We start from the raw sequence: 25,052 nt of genomic DNA, 5'->3' as shown, positions 1-25,052 counted from the left end.
GTGTTCTACCTCAGCGGCTTCGATCCGCGCGGCGCGCCGTTCTACCGCCGGCTCTACCGCGACGAAGCCGCCGCGCAGGCCCGCGTCGGCGGCCTGCAACTCGACGTGGGCCCGCGCAAGCGCGACGGCGATTTCGCCAGCCGCTGGCGCATCGCCACGCCGGGCGACGCGACCGTCACCGACTACGACTTCCTGCACTGGGACGACCTGATCCGCCAGCACTGGCTGCGCAACGAGCTGAAGCTGCTCGCGGCCTATCTGGGCGTGATCTGGCTCGGCGTGCGCACCGGCGCGCTGTGGAAGGTGTGGCGCGCATCGTGGCCGCCGGGCGTGGCGGTGAGCTTTCCGTTCGTGCTGCTGGCGCTGGTGCTGGGTGCGGGCGCGGCGGCGGGGCTGGCGCTGGGCGCGTTGGCGGCGGCCGGGCTGGCGGATGCCGTGCCGGGCGCGCGGGCCATCGGCGCGCTGGCCGGGCTGGCGGCGTTCGCCGGCGTGGTGCAGCTCGGCCGGCTGATCGAGCGGCGCTTTCGCATCTACTGGCTGCTGCGCATCTACGCGTTTTCCATCCGCCTCGCGCTCGGCAAGCTGCCCGGCATGGAAGCGCGCATCGACGCCTTCGCGCGGCTGTTCGTCGAGCGCGTGCGCAGCTGCGATGCCGACGAGGTGCTGGTCGCCGCGCACAGCGTCGGCACGATCATGGCGCCGATGATGCTGGCGCGGGCGCTGGCGCTCGACCCCGAACTCGCGCGGCGCGGCCCGCGCATCGCGCTGCTCACGCTGGGCCAGTGCATCCCGATGGTCAGCTACATCCCGCAGGCCGCGCGCATCCGCGCCGACATGGCCGCGCTCGCCGCCGCGCGCGAGATCGACTGGGTCGATTTCACCGCGCCTACCGACGGCGCCTGCTTCGCGCTGGTCGATCCGCTCGCCACCTCGGGCATCGCCCAGCCCGATCCGGCCGCGCCGCGCCCCAAGCTGCTGTCGCCGCGCTTCGCCCGGCTGTTCACGCCGGCCAGCTATCGCGCGCTGCGGCGCGACTGGTATCGCACTCATTTCCAGTACCTGATGGCGAGCGAGAAGCCGGCCACCGAGCCCGGCGCCTACGATTACTTCGCCATCACCGCCGGCCCGCTGCGGCTGGCCGACCGCTTCGCCGCCCAGGCCGGCGTGCGCGACTGGAAGCGCTGAATCCGCACCGCCCGACACCGAGACCCGACCATGAGCTTCTGCCCCGTCCACCCCAAGCCGCTCAAGAGCAAGGCGTCCGCGCTGTGGATGTACCTGTTCAAGCGCCGTTCCTGGATGGACGGCCTGTTCGAGCGCAGCTACACGATGAAGATGGGCGAGATCCATTTCCCCGGCCTCGACCTGTACATGGTCAACGAGCCCAAGTTGTGGAAGCAGGTGCTCATCGACGAGGCGGCCGACTTTCCCAAGCACGAGCTGCTCGGCCATGCGCTGGAGCCGCTGCTCGGCGAGAGCATCTTCACCACCAACGGCGCGCAATGGCGGCGTCAGCGCGACATGATGGAAAAGTCGTTCGAGGCGGCGCGCATCAAGCATGTGTTCGGCCTCATGAGCGACGCCGCCGATGCGATGCGCGCCCGGCTCGACGCCCTGCCCGACGGCATCGAGTACGACGTGGAAATGGAGATGACCCAGGTCACGGCCGACATCATCTTCCGCACCATCCTGTCGGTGTCGCTCGAAGGCGAGGATGCGCGGCGCATCTTCAAGGCCTTCTCGCGGTTCCAGGAGCTGGCGCCGCGACTCATCATGCCGATCGTGCTGCGCTGGCCGCGCATCTTTCATCCCTGGCTCGCGGCGCGCGCCAGCCGGGCGGCGGCGAAGGAGATTCGCGGCGTGCTCGAAGGCTTCATCCGGCCGCGCCACGAGGCCTGGGCCCGCGCGCAGGCCGCAGCCCGCGCCGCCGAAGCCGCCGGCACGACCGCCACGCCGCCCGCCGCCGACGCGCCCGACGACATCCTCGCCAGCCTGCTCGACGCGGTCGATCCGGTGGCCGGCACGCATTTCAGCTTCGACGAGCTGGTCGATCAGGTCGCCATGCTCTTCCTCGCCGGCCACGAAACCTCGGCCAGCGCGCTGTCCTGGTCGCTCTATCTACTGGCCAACACGCCCGACATCCAGCAGCGCATGCATGACGAGGTGGTGGCCGAATGCGGCGCCGGGCCGGTGGACTTCGGCGCGATCCGCGCGCTGGAGCTGGTGCGCAACGTGTTCCGCGAGACGCTGCGGCTCTATCCGCCGGTGGGCTTCTTTGCGCGCAGCACGCCGGCGCCGCGCCGCATGCGCGACAAGGAATTGCCGGCCGATTCGACCATCGTGATCGCGCCCTGGCTGATCCAGCGCCACCGCGAGTACTGGGAGCGGCCGGACGATTTCGATCCCGACCGCTACTCGACCGAGTCGGCGCGCGAGTCGCTCAAGTGCGCCTATCTGCCGTTCAGCGCCGGGCCGCGCGTGTGCATCGGCGCGGCGTTTGCGTTGCAGGAGGCGGCGCTGATCCTGGCGACGCTGGTGCGGCGCTACCGGTTTGCACCGCTGGCCAGCCACACGCCGCAGCCGGTCGGGCGCATCACGATCCGGTCGGAGAACGGCATCCGGCTCGCGGTGCACAAGCGCGCGGGCTGAGCCGATGACGCCGCCGCCGCACGACATCCGCCCGGCGCCTGCGCCGGACTCCATACCACCCAAGCGCCGCCGTTTTGCCCTGCGCGAAAACAGCTGGCAGGAGCGGCTGGCCGGCTTCGCGCTGATGACGGCCATCGTGCCGCTGGCGGTGCTCGGCTATCTCATCATCTGCTGGGTCGGCTTTGCCGGTCGCACCGAGCGTGGCCGGGCCGGCGTGCGTGCGCTCGATCATTTCGTGAATGCGGCGGTGTTCAACGGGCTGGCCTGGGAATCGGTGTCGTCGCACGCCTGGCGGGTGCGCGACCGGAAGCGCTGGGCGCGCTTCGTGATCTGGCTCACCGACCGCTTCCAGCCCGGCCATTGCCAGCGCGCCAACAAGCGCGAGCAGCCGGTGATCGATCTGGTGCTGAAGAAGGGCCTGGAGAAGCGGACCATCGGCGCGAAGGACAACCGGCCCGATTGAGCGCGCCGGCGCTCACGGCATCAGCAGCCGCTCCTCGGCCAGCGCCAGCGCCTCGGGCAGGCCGCGCAGCACGACGATGTCGTCGGCTTCCAGCGCCAGTTCGGGCGAAGGATCGGCGCCGCGCACCTCGCGCCGCCGCACCGACACGACCGTGGCGCCGATCAGCTCCAGCCCCAGATCGCCAAGCCGGGCGCCCACTGCCCGCGCGCCCGGGGGCAGATGCACCGAATGCAGCCGCACCCGGCTCTGCGACGCCACCGGATCGTCCTGCCCGCCCGGGAAGAAACCGCGCAGCCCCGCATAGCGCTCCTCGCGCTGGCGCCGCACCAGCGCCAGCACCTGCGCCAGCGGCGTGCCCAGCAGCAGCAGCGCATGCGTGCCGAGCATCAGGCTGCCTTCGAGCACCTCGGGCACCACTTCGGCGGCGCCGGCTTCGCGCAGCCGGTCCAGGTCGCGGTCGTCGCGGGTGCGCACGATGACCGGCAGCGTGGGCGCCAGCGATTGCACGTGATGCAGCAGCTTCAGCGCCGAGGGCGTGTCGGCATAGGTGACCACCAGCGCCGCCGCGCGCGAGATGCCGGCGGCGATCAGGCTTTCGCGCCGGGCCGCGTCGCCGAACACCACGCTGTCGCCGGCGGCGGCGGCTTCGCGCACGCGGTCGGGGTCGAGGTCGAGCGCGACGTAGGCGAGGCCCTGGCTTTCGAGCACCCGCGCCAGGTTCTGGCCCGAGCGGCCGAAGCCGCAGATGACGACATGCTTGTCGGTCTGGATGCTGCGCGCCGCGATCTTGGTGAGATTGAGCGAGGCCAGCATCCACTCGCCGCTCGCAAACCGCAGCGCGATGCGGTCGCTGTACTGGATGAGAAAGGGCGCGGCCAGCATCGACAGCAGCATCGCCGCCAGCACGATCTGGAGCAGTCCCTCATCCACCACGCCCAGCTCGCCGGCCTGACGCAGCAGCACGAAGCCGAACTCGCCTGCCGTGCACAGCGCCAGCCCGGTACGGATCGCCGTGCCCGCGCTGCCGCCAAACACCTGCCCCAGCGCCGCCACCAGCCCGAACTTGAACGCCACCGGCAGGCAGATCAGCAGCGCCACCCAGCCCAGGTTCTCCCACACCACGCGCGGATTGAGCAGCATGCCGATGGTGATGAAGAACAGCCCCAGCAGCACGTCGCGGAACGGCTTGATGTCCTCCTCCACCTGATGCCGGTACTCGGTCTCGGCGATCAGCATGCCGGCCACGAAGGCGCCCAGCGCCAGCGACAGCCCGGCATGCTCGGTAATCCAGCTCAGCCCCAGCGTGATGAGCAGCAGGTTGAGCATGAACAGCTCTTGCGAGCGCCGCCGCGCCACGATGTGGAACCAGCCGCGCATCAGCCGCTGACCGAACACCAGCAGCAGCGCCAGCACCGCCGCCGCCTTCACGAAGGCCCAGCCGAGCGAGGTGGCCATGTCGCCCACATTGCCCTGCAGCGCCGGCACGATGACCAGCAGCGGCACCACCGCCAGATCCTGGAACAGCAGCACGCCGGCGATCTGGCGGCCGTGCGGCGCATCGAGCTCGATGCGCTCGGCGAGCAGCTTCATCACGATGGCGGTCGAGCTCATGGCCAGCGCCGCGCCCAGCGCAAATGCCGCGCGCCAGTTGAAGCCGTCGGCGGCCGGCCACCAGCGCGCCGCCAGCGCCGCCGCCGCCAAGCTGGCGCCGAGCGCCAGCCCGACGGTGAGCGCCACCTGCGTCAGCCCGAGCCCGAACACCTCGCGCCGCATCGCGCGCAGCTTGGCCAGGTTGAACTCCAGCCCGATCGAGAACATGAGAAACACCACCCCGAATTCCGCCAGATAGCGGGTGCGTGGCGTGTCGGGCACCACACCTAGCGCATGCGGCCCCACGACAATCCCGACAGCCAGATAACCGAGCATCGGCGGCAGGTGCAGCAGGCGGAACAACACCACGCCGGCCACGGCGGCCAGCAGCAGGAACAGGGGCAGGTCGAGGGCGGTACCCGTCATTTGGGGTCGTCAAGAGGAACGGCGCGCGAACGCGACAGGCTGGGAAAATTCCCGCCGAAACGGGTGACTGTCGAGCGGTATAATTTTTGCTTTTCGCAAAGTGTAGAACGCGAAGTGTCCGATTCCCAAGCTTCTTCCAGTGCCGCGATCGCGATCGATGTCCTCGAAACCGAGGCGGCCGGACTGCGCGCGCTGGCCGACAGATTGCGCGATCCGGTGGCGGCGAAATCCTTCGAAAAAGCCGTCGCGCTGGTGCTGGCGGCGACCGGTCCGGGCAAGCCCGGCCGCGTGGTGGTGTCGGGCATCGGCAAGTCGGGGCATGTGGGCAGCAAGCTCGCCGCGACGCTCGCCTCCACCGGCACGCCGGCCTTCTTCGTGCATCCGGCCGAAGCCAGCCACGGCGACCTCGGGATGATTACCAGCGACGACGTGGTCGTGGCGGTCTCCTACTCCGGCGAGGGCGACGAACTGCGCGCCGTGGCGCCGCTCATCAAGCGGCTCGGCGCCAAGCTCATCGCGCTCACCGGCCGGCCGCAGTCCACGCTCGCGCAACTCGCCGACGTGCATCTCGACGGCGGCATCGAGCGCGAAGCCTGCCCGCACAACCTCGCGCCCACCACGTCCACCACCGCCGCGATGGCGCTCGGCGATGCGCTGGCGGTGGCGCTGCTGCGCGCCCGCAGCTTCAGCGCCGAGGACTTCGCGCGCAGCCATCCGGGCGGCTCGCTCGGGCGGCGCCTGCTCACCTATGTGCGCGACGTGATGAAGACCGGCGACGCGATTCCGCGCGTGGCGGCCGGCGCCGGCCTCGGCGAAGCCATCATGGAAATGTCGCGCAAGGGCCTGGGCATGACGGCGGTGGTCGCGGCCGACGGCGCGCTCGAAGGCATCTTCACCGACGGCGATCTGCGCCGCCTGCTCGAACGCACGGTCGATCTGCGCGACGTGACGCTGGCGCAGGCGATGACGCGCACGCCCATTTCCATCGGGCCCGACGCGCTCGCCGCCGAGGCCGCCCAGGTGATGGACAGCCGCCGCATCCAGCAACTGCTGGTGGTCGACGCCGGCAGGCTGGTCGGCGCGCTCAACCTCAACCTGCTGATGGCGGCCAAGGTCATATGAACGACGCGCGCACCGCCGAACCGCCCAACGCCGCGCCGGCCGACGCCATCGCCGCCGCCGTGCTCGCCGGCATCGCGCCCGAGGTGGTGGCGCGCGCCGCGCGCGTGCGGCTCGCCATCTTCGACGTGGACGGCGTGCTCACCGACGGCCGGCTGGTCTACGGCGCCGACGGCGAGGCGCTCAAGCGCTTTCATGTGCACGATGGTCACGGCTTCAAGCTGCTGCGTGAGAACGGCATCGCGATCGCGCTGCTGTCGGGCCGGCGCTCGGCGATGGTCGAGCGGCGCGCGCGCGAGCTGAAGGTGGCGCACGTCATCCTCGGCTGCGAGGACAAGCTCGGCGCCCTCGCCGCCCTGCTGCGCGACGCCGGCGTGAGCGCCGACGAAGCCGCCTTCATGGGCGACGACTGGGTCGATCTGGCGGTGATGCGCCGCGTGGGCTTCGCCGCCACCGTGGCCAACGCCGCCACCGGCGTGCGCGCCCAGGCCCACTGGTGCGCCGCGCGCGCCGGCGGCAACGGCGCGGCGCGCGACCTGTGCGAGCTGCTGCTCGCCGCGCAGGGCAAGCTCGACGCCAGCTACCGCGCCCATCTCGACGCCGGGAGCGCGCAGGGATGAACAACTTCGTGCTGCGTCTGCTGCCGGTGTTCGTCGCCGCCGCGCTTGCGCTCGGCACCTGGTGGCTGGCCGAGAACCTGCGCAACTCGGGCGAGCCGGCGGTGGTCAATTCGCCGACCCATCCCGATTACGAGATCGGCCGGCTGCGCGCCGCCCGCATGTCGCCCGACGGTCGGGTGCAGACGCTGCTGCTGGCCGAGCGCGCCGACCATGTGCCCGGCACCGACACGCTCACGCTTCAGCAACCGCGCGTCGAGCAGACCGGCGACGCGCCGGTGCACATCGAGGCCGAGCGCGGCCTGTCGCTGCGCCAGGGCGAGGAAATCCAGCTCGAACGCGCGGTGCGGGTCACGCGCGCCGCCAGCGCCGGCCGCGCCGCGATGCAGCTCGACACCGAGCAACTCACCGTGCGCCCCGACGACGACACCGGCAGCAGCGACAGCGCCGTCACCATCCGTCAGGGCGATTCCACGCTCAGCGGTCTGGGCATGGACGCGAACAACTCTTTCCGGACATTGAAGGTGCGCAACGACATGCGCGCGGTCTTCGGACCGCGCCGCGGCGCCGCGCCCAACCCGTCAGGCAAACCATGACCAGACTCGCCTACCTCCTCCTCGCGCTGCTGCTGGCGGCCGCCGCACCGGCCGGCGCCGAGCAATCCGACAAGCTGCAGGAAACCACCATCACCGCCAAGCGTGGCGGGCTCGACGACCTCAAGCAGGTCAGCGTGTTCGAGGGCGACGTGGTCGTCACGCGCGGCACGATGGTGATGCGCGGCGAGCGGCTCGAAGTGCGCCAGGACCCGGACGGGCTCCAGTTCGGCACGCTCACCGCCGGCGCCGGCAAGCTCGCCACCTTCCGCCAGAAGCGCGACGGCGGCCCCGACCGCTGGGTCGACGGCGAGGCCGAGCGCATCGACTACGACGGCCGCGCGGACAAGGTCACGCTCACCAGGCGCGCCCAGCTGCGCCGCAGCGAGAACGGCTCGAAGCAGACCGATCAGGTGACCGGCCAGGTCATCGTCTACGACAACCGCAGCGACCAGTACACGGTCGACAGCGCCGAAGGTGCCGGCGGCCGGGTGCGCGCCGTGATCGCGCCGCGCGCCCCGGCCGCCGATGGCGCGCCGGCCGATGCGCCGGCCGCCGGCAGCGGCCCGCTCAAGCTCGATCGCAAGCCGGCGGGCCAGCCATGAACGCGCTTGCATCCACCTCCGAATCGGTCGCCGCGCTCGCGCCCGACGCACGCGCCTCGGTGCTCGTCGCCGAGCATCTGCGCAAGGGCTATGGCAAGCGCACCGTCGTGCACGACGTGTCGCTCGAAGTGCGCAGCGGCGAGGTCGTGGGGCTGCTCGGCCCCAACGGCGCCGGCAAGACCACCTGCTTCTACATGATCGTCGGGCTGGTCGCGATGGAGGCCGGCGCCATCACGCTCGACGGCCAGAGCATCGGCCGGCGCGCCATGCATGAGCGCGCGCGCCTGGGCCTGAGCTATCTGCCGCAGGAAGCCAGCGTGTTCCGCAAGCTCACGGTCGAGGACAACATCCGCGCCGTGCTCGAGCTTCAGCACGACGCCGACGGCCGCGCGCTCACGCGCAAGGTCATCGACGAGCGGCTCGACATGCTGATCGACGAGCTGCAGGTCGGTCACATCCGCTCCAACCTCGCTTCGTCGCTTTCGGGCGGCGAGCGGCGCCGGGTGGAAATCGCCCGCGCGCTTGCGACGATGCCGCGCTTCGTGCTCCTCGACGAGCCGTTTGCCGGCATCGACCCGATCGCCGTGATCGAGATCCAGCGCATCGTCCGCTTCCTCAAGGAACGCGGCATCGGCGTGCTCATCACCGACCACAATGTCCGGGAAACCCTGGGCATCTGCGATCACGCCTACATCATCTCGGAAGGCCGGGTGCTCGCCGCAGGCCGGCCGGACGAGATCATCGACAACGAATCAGTCCGCCGGGTCTATCTCGGCGAACACTTCCGCATGTAGGGCTGACGCACATGAAACAATCGCTCCAGCTTCGCATGTCGCAGCATCTGGCGCTGACCCCTCAGCTCCAGCAATCGATACGGCTGCTTCAGCTTTCCACGCTCGAACTCAACCAGGAGTTGGAGCAGATCCTCAGCGACAACCCGCTGCTCGAACGCATCGACAACCCGCTGTCGCAGGGCATGCAGCTGTCGGCCGACGGCTCGCTGCTGCAGAACCACGTATCGAGCGAAAGCGCGACGCCCACGCCAGAAATGCCGGTCGGCGAAGGCGAGGCCGAACGCCCGAGCGACGCCGACAACCGCGACGTCGAATACGAGGGCAGCAGCTTCGAAGGCGAAGGCGGCGGCGAATACAGCAGCGACTACGGCAAGCCCTCGGGCGAGGACGACGACACCCGGCCCCAGCTCGGCGAGGACGGCGTCACGCTGCGCGAGCATCTGCTCGAACAGCTGCGGCTCGAAAAGCTCGGCCTGCGCGAACGGCTGCTGGTCGGCATCCTCATCGAATCGCTCGACGAAGACGGCTATCTGCACGCCACCGACGAGGACATCCTCGAACTCTGGCCGCATGACGAGCCCTTCGAGCCCGACGAGCTGGCGGATGCCATCGACATCCTGCAAGGCTTCGATCCGCCTGGCGTCGGCGCGCGCTCCATCGCAGAAAGCCTGGTGCTGCAACTCAGCTCCGGCAGCGACATGACCGAGGACGTGGACGCCGACGTGCTCGAATGCGCCCGCACCATCTGCGCCGAGCATCTCCAGCTGCTGGCCCAGCGCGATTTCACCAAGCTGCGCAAGTTTTTGGCATGTGATGACGACACGCTGCGCGAAGCGCACATGCTCATCCGCCGGTTGAACCCGTATCCCGGATCCGCCTTTTCGCGCCATGAATCGAACTACGTCGTGCCCGACATCGTGGTGCGGCGCGTCAAGGGCGAGTGGACCGCGATGCTCAATCCCGACGTGATCCCCAAGCTTCGGATCAACGATCTCTACGCCAACATTCTCAAGGCCACGCGTGCGCAAGGCGGCGCAAATGCGGGCGGTGCAGCAGGCGGCGGCGCCTCACTTTCCTCGCAATTGCAGGAGGCACGGTGGCTGATCAAGAACGTCCAGCAGAGGTTTGACACCATCTTGCGGGTGGCGCAGGCTATCGTCGAAAGACAACGAGCTTTCTTCACACACGGTGAAGTCGCCATGCGACCGCTGGTGCTGCGTGAAATCGCCGACATCCTCGGCCTGCACGAAAGCACCGTGTCGCGGGTGACGACGCAGAAGTACATGTTGACCTCCTTCGGGACGTTCGAACTCAAGTACTTCTTCGGCAGCCATGTGGCCACCGAGACAGGCGGTGCGGCATCGTCCACAGCGATCCGTGCCTTGATCAAGCAATTGATAGGAGCCGAGAACCCCAAAGACCCGCTTTCAGACAGCCGGCTGGCGGACATGCTCGGCGAGCAGGGCATCGTGGTGGCGCGACGGACAGTCGCCAAGTACCGCGAGACGCTCAAGATCCCGCCTGTGAATCTCCGCCGGTCGCTGTAAGCGGCGCGGTCGCCTCTCCGGGCGGCGCGCGCCAAACCCCTGGCAATGCCGAAAGGAGATCGTGCGATGAATCTCAACATCAGCGGACACCACCTGGAACTGACCCCGGCCCTGCGCGAATACCTCGTTGAAAAGCTCGAGCGTGTTCGTCGCCACTTCGATCACGTGATCGACGTCGATGTCTTCCTATCGGTCGAAAAGCTTCGCCAGCGAGCTGAAATCAGTCTTCACATGCGGGGCAAGAAGGTGTTCGTCGAGGCCATCCACGAGAACCTCTACGCGGCCATCGACCTGCTGGTCGACAAGCTGGATCGCCAGGTGTGCAAGCACAAGGAAAAGGTCCAGGACCATGCGCACGAGTCGATGAAGTACAGCCTCCCGGCTGTCTGACGCGTCTTCTCTCCCAAGCCCCCGGCGATGTCGGGGGCTTTTTGCTTTATGGACCGGACCTTGAGGAGTTGTTGATTGCGTTAAGCGGGGCCTTTCCATGCCTCTGTTGCGAGTCATGACGCAGCGCAAAAACTCCCTATAATCTGCGCCCACTGCCATCCGGCCCCGGCTGGTCGAAAGCCGCGCGAAACCGCGCTGCACACGACCACCGCGTTGCCAACGTGAGGCCTACATGAATCAGATCAGCCGCCTCCTGCCTCCGACCAACGTCCTCGTTGACGTCGAGGCGACCAGCAAGAAACGGGTTTTCGAAGCAGCCGCGCTGCTGTTCGAGAATCACCAGGGGCTGGCCCGGGACAAGGTGTTCGACTCGCTGTTCGCACGCGAGCGCCTCGGCTCCACCGGGCTCGGGCAGGGCGTGGCCGTGCCGCACGGGCGCATCAAGGGCCTGCGCGATGCCGTCGGCGCCTTCATCCGCGTGAGCGACCCGATTCCGTTCGACGCGCCCGACGGCAAGCCCGTCTCGATCCTCATCTTCCTGCTCGTGCCCGAGCAGGCGACGCAGCTGCACCTCGAGATCCTGTCCGAGCTGGCGCAGATGCTGTCGGACCGCAATTTCCGCCAGTCGATCGCCACGGCGCCCGACGCCGCGACGGCGCATCGACTGCTCGTCGGCTGGGAACCGAATCGCGCTGCCGCGTGATTGCATCCACACCGTTGCGAGCCGTGCGGGCACCTCTTCCACTTCTGGCGACCGCATGTTGACCATCCGACGGCTGTACGACGAGAACGAATATCCGCTGCACCTGCGGCGCCTGGCCGGCTCGGCCGGCGAGAGCGCGGCCATCGTGGCGCCGCGCGCGCCCGACGGCATGGTTGCGGCGTCCGATCTGGTCGGGCACTTCAACATCATTCACCCGGGCCGCATCCAGGTTTACGGGCATCAGGAAGTCGAGTACGTGGCGCCGCTCGACAAGGCGTACCACACGCTCAAGACCAAGGAGCTGATCTCGCGGCGGCCGCCGGCGGTCATCGTGGGCGACAGCCTCGAGGTCGATCCGGCCGTGATCGCCGCCTGCGAGGAACACGGCGTGCCGCTCTACTCCAGCCCGGCATCGGCGGCCGAAGTGATCGACGTGCTGCGCATCTGGCTCGCCAAGCGCCTTGCGCCGACGACCACCGTGCATGGCGTGTTCATGGATGTGCTCGGCATCGGCGTGCTCATCACCGGCGAATCCGGTCTGGGCAAGAGCGAGCTGGCGCTGGAACTCATCAGCCGCGGCCACGGTCTGGTCGCCGACGACGCGGTCGATCTGGCGCGCATCTCGCCCAACACCATCGAGGGCCGCTGCCCGCCGCTGCTGCAGAACCTGCTTGAGGTGCGCGGGCTGGGCCTGCTCGACATCAAGGCCATCTTCGGCGAGACCGCCGTGCGCCGGAAGATGCGGCTGCGGCTCATCGTGCATCTGGTGCGGCGCCAGACGATGGACACCGAATACGAGCGCCTGCCGCTCGAAGCGCTGACTCAGACCGTGCTCGGCCTGCCGGTGCGCAAGGTGGTGATTCCGGTGGCGGCGGGGCGGAACATCGCCGTGCTGCTGGAGGCGGCGGTGCGCAACACCGTGCTGCAACTGCGCGGCATCGACACCATGCGCGAGTTCATCGAGCGCCAGAAGGCCGCGATGCAATCGTTCGCGCGCTGAGCGGCACGCACAACGAAGAAGGGGCGCACCGCGTTGCGACGGTGCGCCCCTTCTGCATTCAGGCTGGCCCGAACGGCCAGCCGTCGATCACTTGGCGTCGGCCGGCACTTCGGGTTCCTTGAACTTGGCGCCCGACTGATTGGCCATGTAGACGATGCCGCGACCGATTTCCACGTCCATCGCATCGCTCAGGCCACCGCGCGGCGGCATGGCGTTCTTGCCGGCCAGCGCCGACTTGAGCAGCGCGTCATAGCCCTGCGCAATGCGCGGCGCCCAGTCGGCGGTGCCGACCTTGGGCGCGCCGGCGGCGCCGGTGCCGTGGCAGGCATTGCAGGCGGCCTTGAAGATTTCCTCGCCGGTGCGCGGGGTGCGCGGGCCGGTCGGCGCTGCCTTGAGTTCGAACGCGGCCACGGGCGCGATGCGCTCGCCGATGGCATCGGAGGTTTGTGCACGCGAGCCTTCGCCACTGCGATCGCCAACGTTGACCGTGGTTGCAATCAGCAGGATGCCGACCACGACCGCCACCACGATGACGAGTACGGCGGTTAGAAACTGCTTGGGACTCTTGATGGCGTTGTCGCTCATGATGGTGATGACCGTGTGGAAGGGCGGGAGTTGGAATGATGGACAGGCCGGCTTGCAACCGCCTGTAAGTTGCGCCGGATTATATCCGCGCATACGTCAGGGGCGAAAATCGGTTATCTTCTTGGATTCGGCAGTAACGCACCCGGTTGCAGGTGCGATCGAAGCGGCGGTTCAGGCGCTTCGGTAGCCGAAAGTCAATGTCGGCGGGATTGTGGTTGCAGGTCTCGCCCGTCAATGCGCCCGTAGCTCAGCTGGATAGAGTACTGCCCTCCGAAGGCAGGGGTCGTGAGTTCGAATCTCGCCGGGCGCACCATCAAATCAAGGACTTGACGCTGTTTGCGGCGTTCTGGCGCTCAGCTCTTGCGCGCCACGACCGCCACGCCATCGTGCAGCTTGGCATCGGGCTTGAGCACCACGCGGTCGCCGGGCTTGACGCCTTCGATCTGCACCAGCTCGCCAAGCGCGGCGCCCACCGTCACCGGCACGAAGACCGCCGCGCCACCCTCCCCTGCCATGAACACGCCGCGCCGGCCGTCGCGCTCGGCCAGCGCTTCGCTGCGCACGGCCACGACTGGCTTGCGCTCGGCGGCCGTCAGCGGGCGCGACAGGAAGGCGATCTTGGCGTTCATGTCGGGCAGCACGCGCGGGTCATGGTCGACGAAGCTCACCTTGACCAGCAGCGTCGCCTTGCTGCGGTCGACGGTGGGGACGATGCGGCTCACCCGGCCCTCCAGCCGCAGCTCGGGCCAGGCGTCGAGCTGGATCTCGGCCGACTGCTCGGGCTTGATCCTGGCGAGGCTGCCTTCGGCCACGTCGGCTTCCACTTCGAGCGTGCGCATGTCGGCCATGCTGACGATGGCGCCGGTGGTGCCGGCCGCCGCCGAGAACGGCGTGAGGATGTCGCCGACATTGGCGTTCTTGGTCAGCACCACGCCGTCGAAGGGCGCGCGGATCAGCGTGTACTCGTAGGCGACCTCGGCGCTGCGGGCGTTGGCCTCGGCCACGCCGATGGCGGCGCGCAGGCTGCCGATGGTGGCGCGCGCCTTGGCGGTGCGGGCGGCGGCGGCATCGACCGCGCTCTGCGAGACGAAGTTCTGCCGCGCCAGATCGCGCGTGCGGTTGAGTTCGGCTTCGGCGTTGATGCGCTCGGCCTCGCCCTGTTCGAGGTTGGCGCGCGCCTGCCGGATGGCGGCGGCGGCCTGCTCGCGTGCGGCTTCGGCTTCGGCGCTTTCGAGCCGCGCGAGGATTTCGCCGGCCTTCACGCTCTGGCCTTCGGTGACGTTGAGCGCCATGAGCCGGCCGGTGGCCTTGCTCGACACGCTGGCGCGCGTCTGTGCCACGACGCGGCCGGTAGCGTTCAGCTCGGTGATGCCCTGGGACGGCCAAGCCAGCGCGACGGTGGCGAATTCCACCTCGCGCGGCGCGTTGACCGAGCGGAACACCGCCGCGCCGACCAGCGCCGCCACCACCACCGCGCCGACAGCCCATTTCCAGCGCCCGCGCCGACGCGGCGGCGTGCCGCGCTGCGGATCGCGGTCGATGCGCAGGGAGCCGAGCGCCGATGCGCTGGCGGACGTGGCCGGGCTGTCAGCCATGCTGAACTCCGATGGGCGTGGGGACGGGCGGAGTGTAAGCGGCGGGTTGCGGCACTGCGTCAGCGCCGGGGCCAAGCCAGTGCGAAACCCGCGCTTCAGCCGGCCAGCGCCGTCGCCTGCCGCTTCATCTCCGCCAGCCATTCCACCGCCAGCGTCCAGTTGCCGACCGGCTTGGGGTAGCGCCACGCCGGAAACCCCGCCGCAGCCCCCGGCAGCCCGAGCAGCGGATTGCCGCGCGCCCGCAGCCACGCATCGGCATTGCGCGCGAGGCCGGCGAGCCGCTTGTCCATGCCCCAGGCGCAGATGACCGGCGCACTGCCGATCGCGTCCTCGGGCGTGACCACGCTGGCGCCTTCGAAGATCGCGCCGAGCGCCGCCGCATCCGCGCCGCCTGCAATCAGCGCGTAGAGGTCGGCGCTCTTGGCCGCGCGGATGTCGGCCAGATTCACCACGCGCACATGGCGCCAGCCGGTCGCGGCCATCAGCCGCATCACCTGGTACTGCACGGAATCCGGCTTGGCCGGCACGCGCTTGCCGGCCCATTCAAGCCCGCCGAAGCCGGCCAGCGGCGCCGACGAGCCAGGATTCATCATCGCGACGACAGCGTCGGGCGCCGGCGCGCAGCCGCCGTCGGGCGCGATCGCGATGCCCGCGTCGCTGCGCACGATGTCGAGCAGCGCGCGCTTGGCAAAGTCGGCGCGGTCGGCGCGCCAGTCGTGGAACAGGCCGTGGCAGCGGAAGCGGACGCCTTCGACGAGATGCATGGCGGCAGTGGGGAAGTGAGCGGCGGGCGAGCTTAGCAGCGGCATCGGCGCAGCCCGCCCGCCGCGCGGCGGGCGCAACTTGCCGCCTGCCTCGCGCCGGCCGATGCTCGCGGCTCCGCAACCTCGCCCGGATTTTCATGAAGCTCATCCATGCAGCGCGCCTGTGCGCCGTTGTCGTCGCCAGCCTGGCCGCGACCGCCTTCGCGCATGAATACAAGCTCGGCGCCATCGAGATCGATCATCCGTGGGCGCGCGCCACCGTGCCCGGCCAGTCGGTCGGCGGCGGCTACGTCAAGTTGGTCAACGAGGGCGCGACGGCCGACCGGCTGCTCGCGGCCAGCTCGCCGGCGGCGGCGCGCGTGGAGTTGCACACGCATGAAATGGGCGCCGACGGCGTCGCGCGGATGCGGCCGGTCGCGGCCATCGAGCTGCCGGCCAAGGGCGCGGTCGAGCTCAAGCCCGGCGGTCTGCATCTGATGCTGCTCGACCTCAAGCAGCCGCTGGTCGTCGGTCAGCGCGTGCCGATCACGCTCAGGTTCGAGCGCGCCGGCGAGACCACGGTGGAACTGGCGGTGCAGGCCGTGGCGCCAGCCGAGGAGATGCACAAGCACTGAGGCCGGCCGGCGCTGGCCCCGACGCACGAGCAACGCGCCGGCGTTGGGGCGGCGTCCGCCTAGCGCGCCGCCGGCCGGCCAAACGCCGCCAGCGCCGCGCCCGTCACGCGCACGATTCGCCACTCGGGCATCACCGTCGCGCCCAGGCTTTCGTAGAAGCCGATGGCGCTTGCATTCCAGTCGAGCACCGACCATTCGAAGCGGCCGCAGCCGCGCTCGACCGCGAGCGCGCCGACATGACCGATCAGCGCCTTGCCCACGCCGCGCCCGCGCGCCGCCGGCACGACGAACAGGTCTTCGAGGTAGAGCCCGGGCTTGCCGAGAAAGGTCGAGAAGTTGCGGAACCACAGCGCGAAGCCGAGCGCGCTGCCGTCGGCGTCGCGCGCAATCGCCGCCTCGGCACTCGGCTGCGCGCCGAACAGATGCTCATGCAGCGCGGCCGGCGTCACCTCCAGCAGATGCGTGAGCTGCTCGTACTCGGCCAGGCCGGCGATCAGCGCGACGAGATCGGCGCAATCGGCCGGCGTGGCGGCAGCGATGCTGAAACGGGAAGACTCGGAAAGGCTTTGCATGGCCGTGGCGCGAAGTGGATGACGGCCGCGAGTGTGCACGCCACGGCCCGCAACGCGGCCGCCACAAGCGCCACGGCCCGCAGCACGGCTGCCGATGGGCAGTGCGCTGCGGGCCGTGGCCTCGCAAGACGCGACCGGTGGCGGTCGCGCCGGCGATCAGCTCTTCTTCTTGCCGGTCTTCTTGGCGGCGACCTTCTTCGCGGCAACCTTCTTGGCCGCGACCTTCTTGGCGGCCGGCTTGGCGGGCGCGGGCGCCGGTTCGGCGGCCGGCGTGGCGGCCGGCTTGCCGGTGGCTTCGTCGATCTCCTGCTGGAGCAGCGCGACTTCTTCCTTGAGCTTGGCGACGGCGGCATCGCAGGACGCGAGCTTGGTTTCGTCGCCGGCCACGTCGGCTTCGGTCTTGCGGATGGCAACGATGCCTTCGACCGCTTCGAGCGCCTGCGACTGGGCCTTGTGCAGCGCCTTGAACAGCTTGAGCAGCTTCTTGTCGTCGTCCTTCGGACGATCGGGCAACAGCCTCTTGGTGCCGGAATTGACGCCATCGACCCACACGGTGTGCAGGATGGCCGAGTCGGTCTTCTTGGGGGGTTTCTTCTTGGTTGCCATGGATGCGAGAAATGAGGGAGTCCGCGTTGGACGGGAGGCCGGTGCCGGCGTGACACCGGCGTGCCTGAAGGCGCACGCTAGCAGCCGGCGGCGCGCGCGGACAAGCCGGGCAATCGCGTCCGCCGGGTAACGGCGTGTCGCGGCGCACGGCGCACGCCTGCGTCAGCGCGGCTGGATCAGCGCGGTGAGCGCGGCTGACGGCTTGAGCCCGAGCATCACCGACAGCATCTGCTCGCAGCGGCGATAGGCGCGACGCGCATCGGCTTCGCGGCCAAGTGCGAGCAGCGCGCGGATGAGCTGGCCGTACACGCCCTCGGCCAGCGGTTCGGCTTCGACCGCGCGTTCGCCGAGCAGTACCGCCGCGTCCAGCTCGTTGCGCTGGCGCAGTTGCTCGCACAGCCGCTCGACGCTCTTCACGAAGCCGGCGCGATAGCGCTCGCGCGCTTCGACCATCCACGGCGCCTCGGCCTCGTCGCCGAGGAAGTTGCCGCGATACAGCGCCAGCAGCCGGGTCGCCAGCAGCCCCGGCGCGGCCGTGCCCGAGCGCACCGCCTCGACCAGCAGATCGAAGCCGACGCTGTCGGGCCAGACCAGCTCGGCATCGAGCGACACCCGGCCCTCGCCGACGATCACCGCCTCGGCCCGGCCGAGCAGCTTGCGCAGCCGCGACACCGTCATGTCGAACGAGGCGCGCGCCGAGTCGCCGTCGGCCTCGGGCCAGCAGGCGGCCAGCAGCGTGGTCACCTCGGACTGGCGGCCGGGCCGGCTGGCCAGGTACTTGAGCAGCTCCAGCGGCTTCTTGGGCGCCTTGGCGCCGAGCTTGAGCGGCGCGCCGTCGATCAGCACCTCGAAGCCATCGAAGCAGCGCAGCCGCACCGGCCAGGGCCAGCTCTCGTCGGCATCGGCGGGCGCGGGCAGGCGGCGCGCGCGCACCATCTCGCGCGCGAACTCGGGCTCGATGCCGAGCCGCAGCGCGGCGCTGCAAAGGCTTGCAACCACCGCCGGCAGCGGCCGCATCACCATCGGCATGCCCATCTCGCGCAGGCGCGGAAAGGCGGCACGCAATGCCGGCTCGGGATCGGCGCCGGCGCGCATCGCGGCCAGCGCATGGCAGCAGTCGAGCATGGCGGCCAGGCCGAGCGCCTGCTTGCCGGTGATGGTGGCGCCGAGGCTGGCGAAGATGGCGCCGGCGGCGTCGAGATTGCCTTCGCCGATGTGGGCATAGGCCAGCGTGAGCTGGATCGGCATCTGCCGGCCCAGGCTCAGGTCGGCGCGGCGGGCGGCGTCGAGCGCCAGATCGATGTTTTCGCGCGCCTGGGCGAAGCGGCCGGCCATCAGGTGCAGCCGGCTGCGGAAGTTGTAATAGAAGAAGCCCATCAGCAGCGGCCGCTTGGGGTCGATGTGACGGCCGAGTTCGTCGAGCTTGGCCTCGGTGGCGACCAGATCGCCGGCCGCCAGCAGCTGCTGGGCCTCGCAATTGAGCAGGCCGGTCTCCAGCAGCCGCAGCCGCGATTCGGCGACCAGCGCGCGCACGGTGGCGAGCATTTCGGCTTCGCGTGCCGGCTGGTTGTGATGGAAGTAGGCGTTGGCCAGCGACAGATACCAGCGCCCGCGCCGCAGCTCGCTGACGCGCTCGGCGGCGAACGACGCGAGCGTGATGCCGACGATCGGCGTGATCCACTCCAGCCGCGATTCGAGGTCGGCGTACTCGACCAGGATCTGGCTGGCGATGCAGCGCTCGGTGGCGTCGGTGGCGGGCGCGGGCGCCGACAGCAGCGCATGCAGCGCGTCGGCGGCGGCGCGCACCTCGGCGCTGTCGAGGTCGATCGGGTCGGCGAGCAGCGCGGCGCAGATGCGGGCCACGCCGGCGCGCAGCCGGATGATCGGATCGTCGAGCGTGGCGAAGTTGGGCAGATGCTCGGCGGCGCGCGCGCGCCAGCTGGCCAGCGCCTCGAAGCTGCCCCAGTCGGCGTTGTAGGCGAACAGCGCGGCGCAGATCGCCGAGGTGAGCCCGGCCGCATCGCCGTCGGCGCGAAAGCGTGCGAACGCCAGCTCGAACCAGCCGCGCGCCTCGATCTCGTCGACCTGCACCGTCGCCATGCCGATCCAGTAGGCGAGCCAGCCGCGCTCGCCGAGCGGCTGGCGCGGCAGCCGGGCCAGCCAGCCTTGCAGCCGCTCGACCCGGCCGGCGCGCGCAAAGCCTTCGGCGCCCAGCTCCAGCAGCGAGATCGCGGCGCCCTCGTCGGCAAAGTCGAGCGCCAGGTCGATGGCTTCGTCGAGCCGCTGCTCCTTGACCAGCGCGGCCAGCGTCGGCAGATAGCCGGCGCGCGCGGCATCGGCATCGAGCCGTTCGCGCAGATGGCGCCGGAACAGGCCGTGCAGCTCGTAGACCGGGCGCGGCCCGCCGTGGCGCTGCACGAACAGATGGCGCTCGGCGAGCGCGTCGAGCAGCGCCGGCGCGTCTTCGCGGCCGCTGAGCGCGACCGCGCTGGCGGCGCTGAACTCGCCCATCAGCGCCACCGCCGACAGCAGCGCGCGGGTGGCCTCGTCGAGCCGCTCGTCGACCTCGGTGGCGAACCAGCGCGCCACCAGCGCCTCGCGCTCGCGCTTCTCGGCCTCCGCCGATGCGGCGTCGCCCAGGCCGGCGAGCGCGCTCATGCCGCTCGCGCCCAGCATCACGATGCCGGCGGCCCAGCCGCGCGTCGCGCCATGCACCTCGGCGGCGCGGCCGGCGTCGGCGCCGCCGCGCGTGCGGGCGGCGATGAGCGCGGCGGTCTCGTCCACGGTAAACCGCAGCGCCTGCTCGACCAGCACCTCGATCAGGCCCTTGCTTTGCGCGCGCGCCAGCGCCGCGCCGGGCCGCGCATGGCTGGTGACGATGAAGCGGCGATCCGCCGGCGCCTCGTCGAGCGCGAGCGCGAACAGCCGGTCGAAGCGCTCCGGCGCCATCTCCTGCGCATTGTCGAAGACCAGCACCGCGCCCTCGGGCAGCCGCGCGAAGGCGGCGCGGAAATAGCGCCGCAGAAACACTTCGGCCTCGGCGGCCTGGGTCGGATCCCAGACCGGCAGCGGCGGTGCGGGCGGCGCGGCGCGCCGGCTCTTGGCGCGCGGCGGCTCGGCGGCGCCATGCCAGCCGAGCATGGCGGCGAAGTCCTCGGTGAAGACCGCCGTGTCGGCATCGCCCGGATCGATCCGATACCAGGCGGCGGGCCGGTTGCGCGTGGCCGGCCAGCTCGCCGCCAGCGTGGTCTTGCCGCTGCCCGGCTCGGCGCAGATCCAGACGCAGCGCGCGCTGTCGAAGGCCAGGTCGACGGCCGCCAGCAACCGTTCGCGCGGCAAGGCGCGGCGGCTGTCGGGCAGATCGAACTTGGCGGGGATCGAAGCCATGCGGCGGTTGCGGAGGAGTTGCCACGCCGTTAGCGGTTGCTTACCGGCGGTAACACCTGATTATGCGTGACCGAATGGGCAGTTTTGTCCTTCGGTTGCAAGGAATGCAGACAACCAGCGCGCTGGCTCAAATGCATAGCGGCGCGGCGCCGTCGCCAGCAGCGCTTCGATTTCGGCCGGGCTGGCGGCTGTACCCAGCCAGCACCAGCGGTCGAAGACCTGCACCGCGCGCGCCGGCGCGGCCGGATGGGCGCCGAATTCGATGGCGAAGAACAGGTCGTGCGCAAACGGCCAGGCCGGCAGCGCGCGCTCGGCCAGCAGCGCCTGCACCTGGGCGCGGTGCTCGTCGGCCGGCTGGGCGCCGGTGCAGGCGCCGGCGCAGCGGCCGAGCTGGCGGTTGAAGCAGGGCGCGTCGGCACGGCTGCGCTTTTCGAGCCCGAGCACGGCCAGGCACAGGCCGCGCGCCGGCGCCTCGGCGGCCAGCCAGCGCCGCGCCGCCGCGCGGTTGGCGAACGGCCCGGCATGGCGCGCATGGCCGGCGTGATCGCGCGCCAGCAGCAGCGCTTCGAGCGCGGCGGCCTTGGCATAGACCAGCCGGCCGTCGTCGCCCAGGCGCAGCGCGATCTGGCCCTGCTGGCGCCGCAGCGCCTGGTTGTGCGCCGGCAGCCGCTCGCCGATGAGCTGCCATTCGCGCAGCCGGGTGGCGAATTCGCCGGCGCAGGTCTGCCATTCGATCCGGCGCACTTCCTGGGCGATGCGCAGCTCGCGCGGATGGCGGTGGTCGTTGGTGAAATGGCTGCCGACGCGGTCGCGCAGATCGATGCTGCGGCCGATGTAGATCGGCTGCGGATTGAGGCCGTGGAACAGATAGACGCCCGGCGCATGCGGAATCGCGTCGAGCGCATCGGGCGGCAGATGGGTCGGCAGGCTCGGGCGCTTGAGCAGCCGGGCGATGGCGGCATCGAGCGCCGCCGCGCCGTGGACGCGCCCGGCATGCAGCAGATAGGCGCGGCAGAAGTGGGCATCGCCGAGGGCGCGGTGGCGGGTAATGGCGTGGCGTGCGAGTGTGGCGGCGGCCGGCGTGGCGGCGGCCTCGCCCGCCTGCGCCGCATCTGCCTGGGCCGCATCCGCCAACGCCGCATCCGCCGGCGCAGCGCCCGCCGACGCCGCCAGCGCCAGCCCGTGCCGCGCAATCAGCGCATCCAGCCCGTGCCCGCCGGCCGCCTCCGGCTCCAGCAGCCGCGCGAGCCGCGCCGTGCACAGCGTCCTGGCGCGGAAGGCCAGCCCGGCGCGCGCGAATTCGGCCTTGAGAAAGGCGTGATCGAAGCGCGCGTTGTGCGCCACCAGCACCGCGCCGTCGATGCGCGCGAGCAGCTCGGCGGCCACCTGCTCGAAGCGCGGCGCGCCGCGCAGCAGCGCGCTCGAAATGCCGGTGAGGAATTCGATCTCGGGCGGAATCGGCTGGCCCGGATCGACCAGCGTGGTCCATTCGCGCGGGCCGTCGGGCCCGTCCTCGATCAGCGCGATCTCGGTGATGCGCGCCCGGTCCGGCGCGAGGCCGGTCGTCTCCAGGTCGATGAAGACGCGGCGTTCGGGCGCGGCCGTGGTCAGTCCTTGCCGCGTCCGCGCGCCGCGCGCAGCAGCCGGGGCAGATGGCGCGGATCGGTGGTCTCGATCCAGGCCGCGAGCTTGCGCGCGTCGATGGTCACGATGCCGTGCTTGTTGGCATAGGCCTCGGCCGGCTCGTCCACGCCCTCCTGCGCCACGAAGAAGGCGCGCTTGATGTGCAGCGCCTTGGTCACGGTGTGGAAGGCATGCAGCTCGTCGAGCGCCGCCAGCCCGGTGCGGCGCGAGGCCCGCAGCGCGCCGACCGGCGTCGGCGAATCGCCGAGCGCCATCAGCACATCGATCGGCGCGCGGCCGGCAAAGCGCCGCGCCCGAAAACCGTGCGACTGCTGATAGGCCAGCGCCACGCGCGCGAAGCGCACCCGCTCCAGCCGCAGCAGCCCGGCGTGATCGAGGCTGACCGCGCCGGTCTCGATGCCGTCGTTGCCGCCCAGCTGCGGGATCTGCGTCGGCTGGATCGAGGTGACCAGCATGCTGTTGAGCGCGATGGTCACCGAGCCGCTGTCGCCGCTGCGGGTCGGCACGCCGCGCAGCGCGGTATCGACCACGGTGGCCGGGCCGCCTGGGCGCGCCACGCTGCGCTGCACCGGCGGCAGATCGGCCAGATCGTCGAACAGCTCCTCGATCGGCGCCTGGCCGCCGCGCGTATGCGCCACCGCCACCGCGACCGCATGCGGAATGGTCGGCGGCGGCGCCTCGATGGTGGCGGCGTCGTCGCTGCCGAAGCTGCCGGTCTTGCCGCCAACCCGGGCCCGGCGCACCAGCGCCTCGATGCCGAGCTGGCGCGCGCGTTCGGTCTCGCGCTCCTCGGTGATGGCGCGGTGGCGGCGCAGCCGGTGCCGCAGCGCCCAGACGATGAGCGCAGCAAATCCGGCAAGAAAGACGAGATAGAGAAGGGTTTGCTGCATCGGGCGCGAACGGACGTGAAGTGAGCCACCGGGCCCTGCGCGGGCCGGGGTTTGCGATTAGAGCGCAAAATCCCGGCACGTCGCCGTGTCGCTCCGCCACGACATTTTGCAAACCTCATGTTCCGGCTCCGTCATGTCCGCATCCCCTGCACGCACCGAGCGCAATGTGCTCGGCGGTCCGCTCCAGACCTGCTCGACCCGTCCGCTCACCGGCTTCTTCCGCGATGGCTGCTGCAACACCTCGCCCGAAGACCACGGCCAGCACACCATCTGCGTGCGCATGACGGCCGAGTTCCTGGCCTTCAGCAAGGCCGCCGGCAACGACCTGTCCACGCCGGTGCCGCAGTACCGCTTTCCGGGGCTCAAGCCGGGCGACCGCTGGTGCCTGTGCGCGCCGCGCTGGGTCGAGGCGATGGAGGCCGGCGCCGCGCCGGCGGTGGTGCTCGAAGCCACGCATGAACGCGCGCTCGAAGTGGCCACGCTGGCCGATCTGCGCTACCACGCCTGGGTCGGCGACGACGGAGCCGCCAAGTGAGCCGCTACGACTACGACCTCATCACGCTCGGCGCCGGCTCGGGCGGCGTGGCCGGCAGCCGCTATGCCGCATCCAAGGGCGTGCGCGTGGCGATCTGCGAGGACAGCCGCGTCGGCGGCACCTGCGTGATCCGCGGCTGCGTGCCCAAGAAGCTGTTCATGTACGGCGCGCAGTTCTCCGACGCGTTTGCCGACGCCGCTGGCTACGGCTGGACCGTGCCCGAACCCAGCTTCGACCTGGCCGTGCTGGCCGCCGCCAAGGCCAAGGAAACCGACCGCCTCGAAGGCATCTACCGCAAGCTGCTGGCCGACTCGGGCGTGACGCTGATCGACGGGCGCGGCCGGCTGCTCGATGCGCACACGGTCGACATCGGCGGCAAGCGCGTGACGGCTGAACGCATCCTGATCGCCACCGGCGGCAAGCCGGCCGCGCCGGCCATTCCCGGCATCGAGCTGGCGCTCACCTCCAACGAGCTGCTCGATCTCACCGAGCGGCCGGCGCGGCTGCTGGTGCTGGGCGCCGGCTACATCGCGGTCGAGTTCGCCGGCATCTTTCGCGGCTTTGGCAGCGCGGTCACCGTGGCCTATCGCGGCGACGCGCCGCTGCGCGGCTTTGACGAAGACCTGCGCCGCCGCCTCGCCACCGAGCTGGGCAATCGCGGCGTCGCGCTCGAAGCCGGCTTCGCGCCCGCCGGCATCGAGCGCGTCGGCGCCGAATTCATCGTGCGCAGCGCCGACGGCCGCGAGCTGCGCGCCGACGCGGTGCTCAATGCGCTCGGCCGGGTGCCCAATTCACGCGGCATCGGGCTGGAGGAAGCCGGCGTCGAAATCGACGCCAAGACCGGCGCGGTGGTGGTCGACGGCTTTTCGCGCACCACGCTGCCGGGCGTGTTTGCTGTCGGCGACGTGACCAATCGCGTGGCGCTCACGCCGGTGGCCATCGCCGAGGCGCGTGCCTTCGTCGACACCGAGTTCGGCAACACGCCGCGCCACATCGACCACAGCCTGATCGCCAGCGCCGTGTTCTCGCAGCCGCCGATCGGCAGCATCGGTCTGTCGGAGGAAGCCGCGAAGGCGCGCGGCCTGCGCGTGACCGTGTTCGAGAGCGACTTCCGGCCGATGAAGAACACCATCTCGGGCCGCACCGAGCGCAGCTACATGAAGCTCGTCGTCGACAGCACGACCGACAAGGTGCTGGGCCTGCACATGATCGGCACCGACGCCGGCGAGCTGGTGCAGGGCTTTGCGGTGGCCATCACGATGGGCGCGACCAAGGCCGACTTCGACCGCACGATCGCCGTCCACCCCACGGCGGGCGAGGAGTTCGTGCTGATGCGCACGCCGCGCAAGGCGGGCTGAGCGCCG

Annotated in this window: 24 protein-coding genes and 1 tRNA gene; 16 read left to right on the top strand and 9 right to left on the bottom strand. The window is 70.5% G+C overall.

From position 1 onward, the window contains the following. The 3 genes from B9P64_RS25835 to B9P64_RS20205 form a co-directional block, all read left to right on the top strand. Positions 1-1,185: hypothetical protein (locus B9P64_RS25835; protein ID WP_176256912.1), on the top strand; the 1,185-nt coding region annotated here is incomplete at its 5' end. 30 nt (positions 1,186-1,215) lie between these two features. Beyond that, complete coding sequence (locus tag B9P64_RS20210) at positions 1,216-2,649, top strand: cytochrome P450 (RefSeq protein ID WP_085317971.1); 1,434 nt, start codon at positions 1,216-1,218, stop codon at positions 2,647-2,649. A gap of 4 nt (positions 2,650-2,653) precedes the next feature. Then, the gene (locus B9P64_RS20205) at positions 2,654-3,112 is read left to right on the top strand and encodes a hypothetical protein (protein WP_235840063.1); all 459 of its coding nucleotides are present in this window, start codon (positions 2,654-2,656) and stop codon (positions 3,110-3,112) included. 12 nt (positions 3,113-3,124) lie between these two features. On the opposite strand, the gene B9P64_RS28255 is transcribed toward B9P64_RS20205, so the two are convergent. Then, complete coding sequence (locus B9P64_RS28255; RefSeq protein ID WP_085317970.1) at positions 3,125-5,128, bottom strand: monovalent cation:proton antiporter-2 (CPA2) family protein; 2,004 nt, start codon at positions 5,126-5,128, stop codon at positions 3,125-3,127. Positions 5,129-5,242: 114 nt separating this feature from the next. Between B9P64_RS28255 and B9P64_RS20195 the strand changes: the two genes are divergently transcribed. From B9P64_RS20195 to hprK, 9 genes are all read left to right on the top strand, one after another. After that, a complete protein-coding gene (locus tag B9P64_RS20195; RefSeq protein ID WP_328589879.1) occupies positions 5,243-6,250 on the top strand; it encodes a KpsF/GutQ family sugar-phosphate isomerase in 1,008 nt (335 codons plus the stop codon). Further along, a complete protein-coding gene (locus B9P64_RS20190) occupies positions 6,247-6,867 on the top strand; it encodes a KdsC family phosphatase (RefSeq protein WP_176256911.1) in 621 nt (206 codons plus the stop codon). The genes B9P64_RS20195 and B9P64_RS20190 overlap by 4 nt, the downstream gene beginning before the upstream one ends. Continuing rightward, positions 6,864-7,460, top strand: a complete 597-nt coding sequence (lptC, locus tag B9P64_RS20185; RefSeq protein WP_085317968.1) for an LPS export ABC transporter periplasmic protein LptC — start codon at positions 6,864-6,866, stop codon at positions 7,458-7,460. The genes B9P64_RS20190 and lptC overlap by 4 nt, the downstream gene beginning before the upstream one ends. Further along, positions 7,457-8,062 carry a lipopolysaccharide transport periplasmic protein LptA gene (gene lptA, locus B9P64_RS20180; protein ID WP_085317967.1) on the top strand — a complete coding sequence of 202 codons (606 nt, stop codon included), beginning with the start codon at positions 7,457-7,459 and terminating at the stop codon, positions 8,060-8,062. Before lptC ends, lptA begins: the two co-directional genes overlap by 4 nt. Continuing rightward, positions 8,059-8,856: an LPS export ABC transporter ATP-binding protein gene (lptB, locus tag B9P64_RS20175; RefSeq protein ID WP_085317966.1), complete on the top strand. Its 798-nt coding sequence runs from the start codon at positions 8,059-8,061 to the stop codon at positions 8,854-8,856. The genes lptA and lptB overlap by 4 nt, the downstream gene beginning before the upstream one ends. An 11-nt stretch (positions 8,857-8,867) precedes the next feature. Beyond that, positions 8,868-10,403 (top strand): RNA polymerase factor sigma-54, encoded by a 1,536-nt coding sequence (locus B9P64_RS20170; protein WP_085317965.1) that lies wholly within the window; start codon positions 8,868-8,870, stop codon positions 10,401-10,403. Between the two features lie 66 nt (positions 10,404-10,469). Beyond that, positions 10,470-10,793, top strand: coding sequence for a ribosome hibernation-promoting factor, HPF/YfiA family (hpf, locus tag B9P64_RS20165; protein ID WP_085317964.1), 324 nt, complete (start codon positions 10,470-10,472; stop codon positions 10,791-10,793). A 232-nt stretch (positions 10,794-11,025) separates the two neighbouring features. Beyond that, positions 11,026-11,496, top strand: a complete 471-nt coding sequence (gene ptsN, locus B9P64_RS20160; RefSeq protein ID WP_085317963.1) for a PTS IIA-like nitrogen regulatory protein PtsN — start codon at positions 11,026-11,028, stop codon at positions 11,494-11,496. 55 nt (positions 11,497-11,551) lie between these two features. Then, entirely contained in the window at positions 11,552-12,496 is a 945-nt protein-coding gene (gene hprK / locus B9P64_RS20155; RefSeq protein WP_085317962.1) for an HPr(Ser) kinase/phosphatase, read from the top strand. Positions 12,497-12,583: 87 nt separating this feature from the next. Here the strand turns inward: hprK and B9P64_RS20150 are convergent, their stop codons facing one another. Continuing rightward, entirely contained in the window at positions 12,584-13,081 is a 498-nt protein-coding gene (locus B9P64_RS20150) for a c-type cytochrome (RefSeq protein WP_139826430.1), read from the bottom strand. A 236-nt stretch (positions 13,082-13,317) separates the two neighbouring features. Between B9P64_RS20150 and B9P64_RS20145 the strand changes: the two genes are divergently transcribed. After that, positions 13,318-13,394, top strand: a tRNA-Arg gene (locus B9P64_RS20145). Positions 13,395-13,434: 40 nt separating this feature from the next. On the opposite strand, the gene B9P64_RS20140 is transcribed toward B9P64_RS20145, so the two are convergent. Together B9P64_RS20140 and B9P64_RS20135 are read right to left on the bottom strand one after the other, a co-directional pair. Then, positions 13,435-14,676, bottom strand: a complete 1,242-nt coding sequence (locus B9P64_RS20140; protein WP_085317960.1) for an efflux RND transporter periplasmic adaptor subunit — start codon at positions 14,674-14,676, stop codon at positions 13,435-13,437. A 95-nt stretch (positions 14,677-14,771) separates the two neighbouring features. Next, entirely contained in the window at positions 14,772-15,440 is a 669-nt protein-coding gene (locus B9P64_RS20135) for a hypothetical protein (protein ID WP_085317959.1), read from the bottom strand. 137 nt (positions 15,441-15,577) lie between these two features. Between B9P64_RS20135 and B9P64_RS20130 the strand changes: the two genes are divergently transcribed. Then, positions 15,578-16,054 carry a copper chaperone PCu(A)C gene (locus B9P64_RS20130; protein WP_085317958.1) on the top strand — a complete coding sequence of 159 codons (477 nt, stop codon included), beginning with the start codon at positions 15,578-15,580 and terminating at the stop codon, positions 16,052-16,054. A 59-nt stretch (positions 16,055-16,113) separates the two neighbouring features. Here B9P64_RS20130 and B9P64_RS20125 read toward each other — a convergent pair whose 3' ends face one another. The 5 genes from B9P64_RS20125 to B9P64_RS24650 all read right to left on the bottom strand — a co-directional run bounded on the left by B9P64_RS20125 (position 16,114) and on the right by B9P64_RS24650 (position 23,153). Then, a complete protein-coding gene (locus B9P64_RS20125; protein WP_085317957.1) occupies positions 16,114-16,626 on the bottom strand; it encodes a GNAT family N-acetyltransferase in 513 nt (170 codons plus the stop codon). Between the two features lie 156 nt (positions 16,627-16,782). Then, a complete protein-coding gene (locus B9P64_RS25830) occupies positions 16,783-17,232 on the bottom strand; it encodes a hypothetical protein (protein WP_085317956.1) in 450 nt (149 codons plus the stop codon). A gap of 162 nt (positions 17,233-17,394) precedes the next feature. After that, positions 17,395-20,619 (bottom strand): BTAD domain-containing putative transcriptional regulator, encoded by a 3,225-nt coding sequence (locus tag B9P64_RS20115; RefSeq protein ID WP_085317955.1) that lies wholly within the window; start codon positions 20,617-20,619, stop codon positions 17,395-17,397. A 60-nt stretch (positions 20,620-20,679) separates the two neighbouring features. After that, on the bottom strand, positions 20,680-22,191 hold the full coding sequence (locus B9P64_RS27100; RefSeq protein ID WP_268877155.1) for an exonuclease domain-containing protein: 1,512 nt from the start codon (positions 22,189-22,191) through the stop codon (positions 20,680-20,682). A gap of 35 nt (positions 22,192-22,226) precedes the next feature. Then, positions 22,227-23,153 (bottom strand): restriction endonuclease, encoded by a 927-nt coding sequence (locus B9P64_RS24650; RefSeq protein WP_139826429.1) that lies wholly within the window; start codon positions 23,151-23,153, stop codon positions 22,227-22,229. A 133-nt stretch (positions 23,154-23,286) separates the two neighbouring features. Here B9P64_RS24650 and B9P64_RS20105 point away from each other — a divergent pair, with 133 nt between their 5' ends. Next, positions 23,287-23,688 (top strand): DUF2237 family protein, encoded by a 402-nt coding sequence (locus tag B9P64_RS20105; RefSeq protein WP_085317954.1) that lies wholly within the window; start codon positions 23,287-23,289, stop codon positions 23,686-23,688. After that, on the top strand, positions 23,685-25,046 hold the full coding sequence (gorA, locus tag B9P64_RS20100) for a glutathione-disulfide reductase (protein WP_085317953.1): 1,362 nt from the start codon (positions 23,685-23,687) through the stop codon (positions 25,044-25,046). Before B9P64_RS20105 ends, gorA begins: the two co-directional genes overlap by 4 nt. Positions 25,047-25,052: the final 6 nt, after the last annotated feature.

It is taken from the genome of Derxia lacustris (assembly GCF_002105195.1).
Classification (GTDB): Bacteria; Pseudomonadota; Gammaproteobacteria; order Burkholderiales; family Burkholderiaceae_E; genus Derxia; species Derxia lacustris.
Note: the sequence above shows the minus strand (reverse complement) of the source record. Positions and strands in the feature narration are given on the sequence as shown.

What these genes read in the sequence shown, in the direction of transcription:
- lptC (WP_085317968.1), top strand. Translation starts at nt 6,864, where the DNA reads ATGAACAACTTCGTGCTGCGTCTGCTGCCGGTGTTCGTCGCCGCCGCG.
- B9P64_RS20105 (WP_085317954.1), top strand. Translation starts at nt 23,287, where the DNA reads ATGTCCGCATCCCCTGCACGCACCGAGCGCAATGTGCTCGGCGGTCCG.
- lptA (WP_085317967.1), top strand. Translation starts at nt 7,457, where the DNA reads ATGACCAGACTCGCCTACCTCCTCCTCGCGCTGCTGCTGGCGGCCGCC.
- B9P64_RS20140 (WP_085317960.1), bottom strand. Translation starts at nt 14,676, where the DNA reads ATGGCTGACAGCCCGGCCACGTCCGCCAGCGCATCGGCGCTCGGCTCC.
- B9P64_RS24650 (WP_139826429.1), bottom strand. Translation starts at nt 23,153, where the DNA reads ATGCAGCAAACCCTTCTCTATCTCGTCTTTCTTGCCGGATTTGCTGCG.
- ptsN (WP_085317963.1), top strand. Translation starts at nt 11,026, where the DNA reads ATGAATCAGATCAGCCGCCTCCTGCCTCCGACCAACGTCCTCGTTGAC.
- lptB (WP_085317966.1), top strand. Translation starts at nt 8,059, where the DNA reads ATGAACGCGCTTGCATCCACCTCCGAATCGGTCGCCGCGCTCGCGCCC.
- B9P64_RS20115 (WP_085317955.1), bottom strand. Translation starts at nt 20,619, where the DNA reads ATGGCTTCGATCCCCGCCAAGTTCGATCTGCCCGACAGCCGCCGCGCC.
- B9P64_RS20125 (WP_085317957.1), bottom strand. Translation starts at nt 16,626, where the DNA reads ATGCAAAGCCTTTCCGAGTCTTCCCGTTTCAGCATCGCTGCCGCCACG.
- hprK (WP_085317962.1), top strand. Translation starts at nt 11,552, where the DNA reads ATGTTGACCATCCGACGGCTGTACGACGAGAACGAATATCCGCTGCAC.
- B9P64_RS20205 (WP_235840063.1), top strand. Translation starts at nt 2,654, where the DNA reads ATGACGCCGCCGCCGCACGACATCCGCCCGGCGCCTGCGCCGGACTCC.
- B9P64_RS20190 (WP_176256911.1), top strand. Translation starts at nt 6,247, where the DNA reads ATGAACGACGCGCGCACCGCCGAACCGCCCAACGCCGCGCCGGCCGAC.
- B9P64_RS25830 (WP_085317956.1), bottom strand. Translation starts at nt 17,232, where the DNA reads ATGGCAACCAAGAAGAAACCCCCCAAGAAGACCGACTCGGCCATCCTG.
- B9P64_RS20170 (WP_085317965.1), top strand. Translation starts at nt 8,868, where the DNA reads ATGAAACAATCGCTCCAGCTTCGCATGTCGCAGCATCTGGCGCTGACC.
- B9P64_RS20130 (WP_085317958.1), top strand. Translation starts at nt 15,578, where the DNA reads ATGAAGCTCATCCATGCAGCGCGCCTGTGCGCCGTTGTCGTCGCCAGC.
- B9P64_RS20150 (WP_139826430.1), bottom strand. Translation starts at nt 13,081, where the DNA reads ATGAGCGACAACGCCATCAAGAGTCCCAAGCAGTTTCTAACCGCCGTA.
- hpf (WP_085317964.1), top strand. Translation starts at nt 10,470, where the DNA reads ATGAATCTCAACATCAGCGGACACCACCTGGAACTGACCCCGGCCCTG.
- B9P64_RS20135 (WP_085317959.1), bottom strand. Translation starts at nt 15,440, where the DNA reads ATGCATCTCGTCGAAGGCGTCCGCTTCCGCTGCCACGGCCTGTTCCAC.
- B9P64_RS20210 (WP_085317971.1), top strand. Translation starts at nt 1,216, where the DNA reads ATGAGCTTCTGCCCCGTCCACCCCAAGCCGCTCAAGAGCAAGGCGTCC.
- B9P64_RS28255 (WP_085317970.1), bottom strand. Translation starts at nt 5,128, where the DNA reads ATGACGGGTACCGCCCTCGACCTGCCCCTGTTCCTGCTGCTGGCCGCC.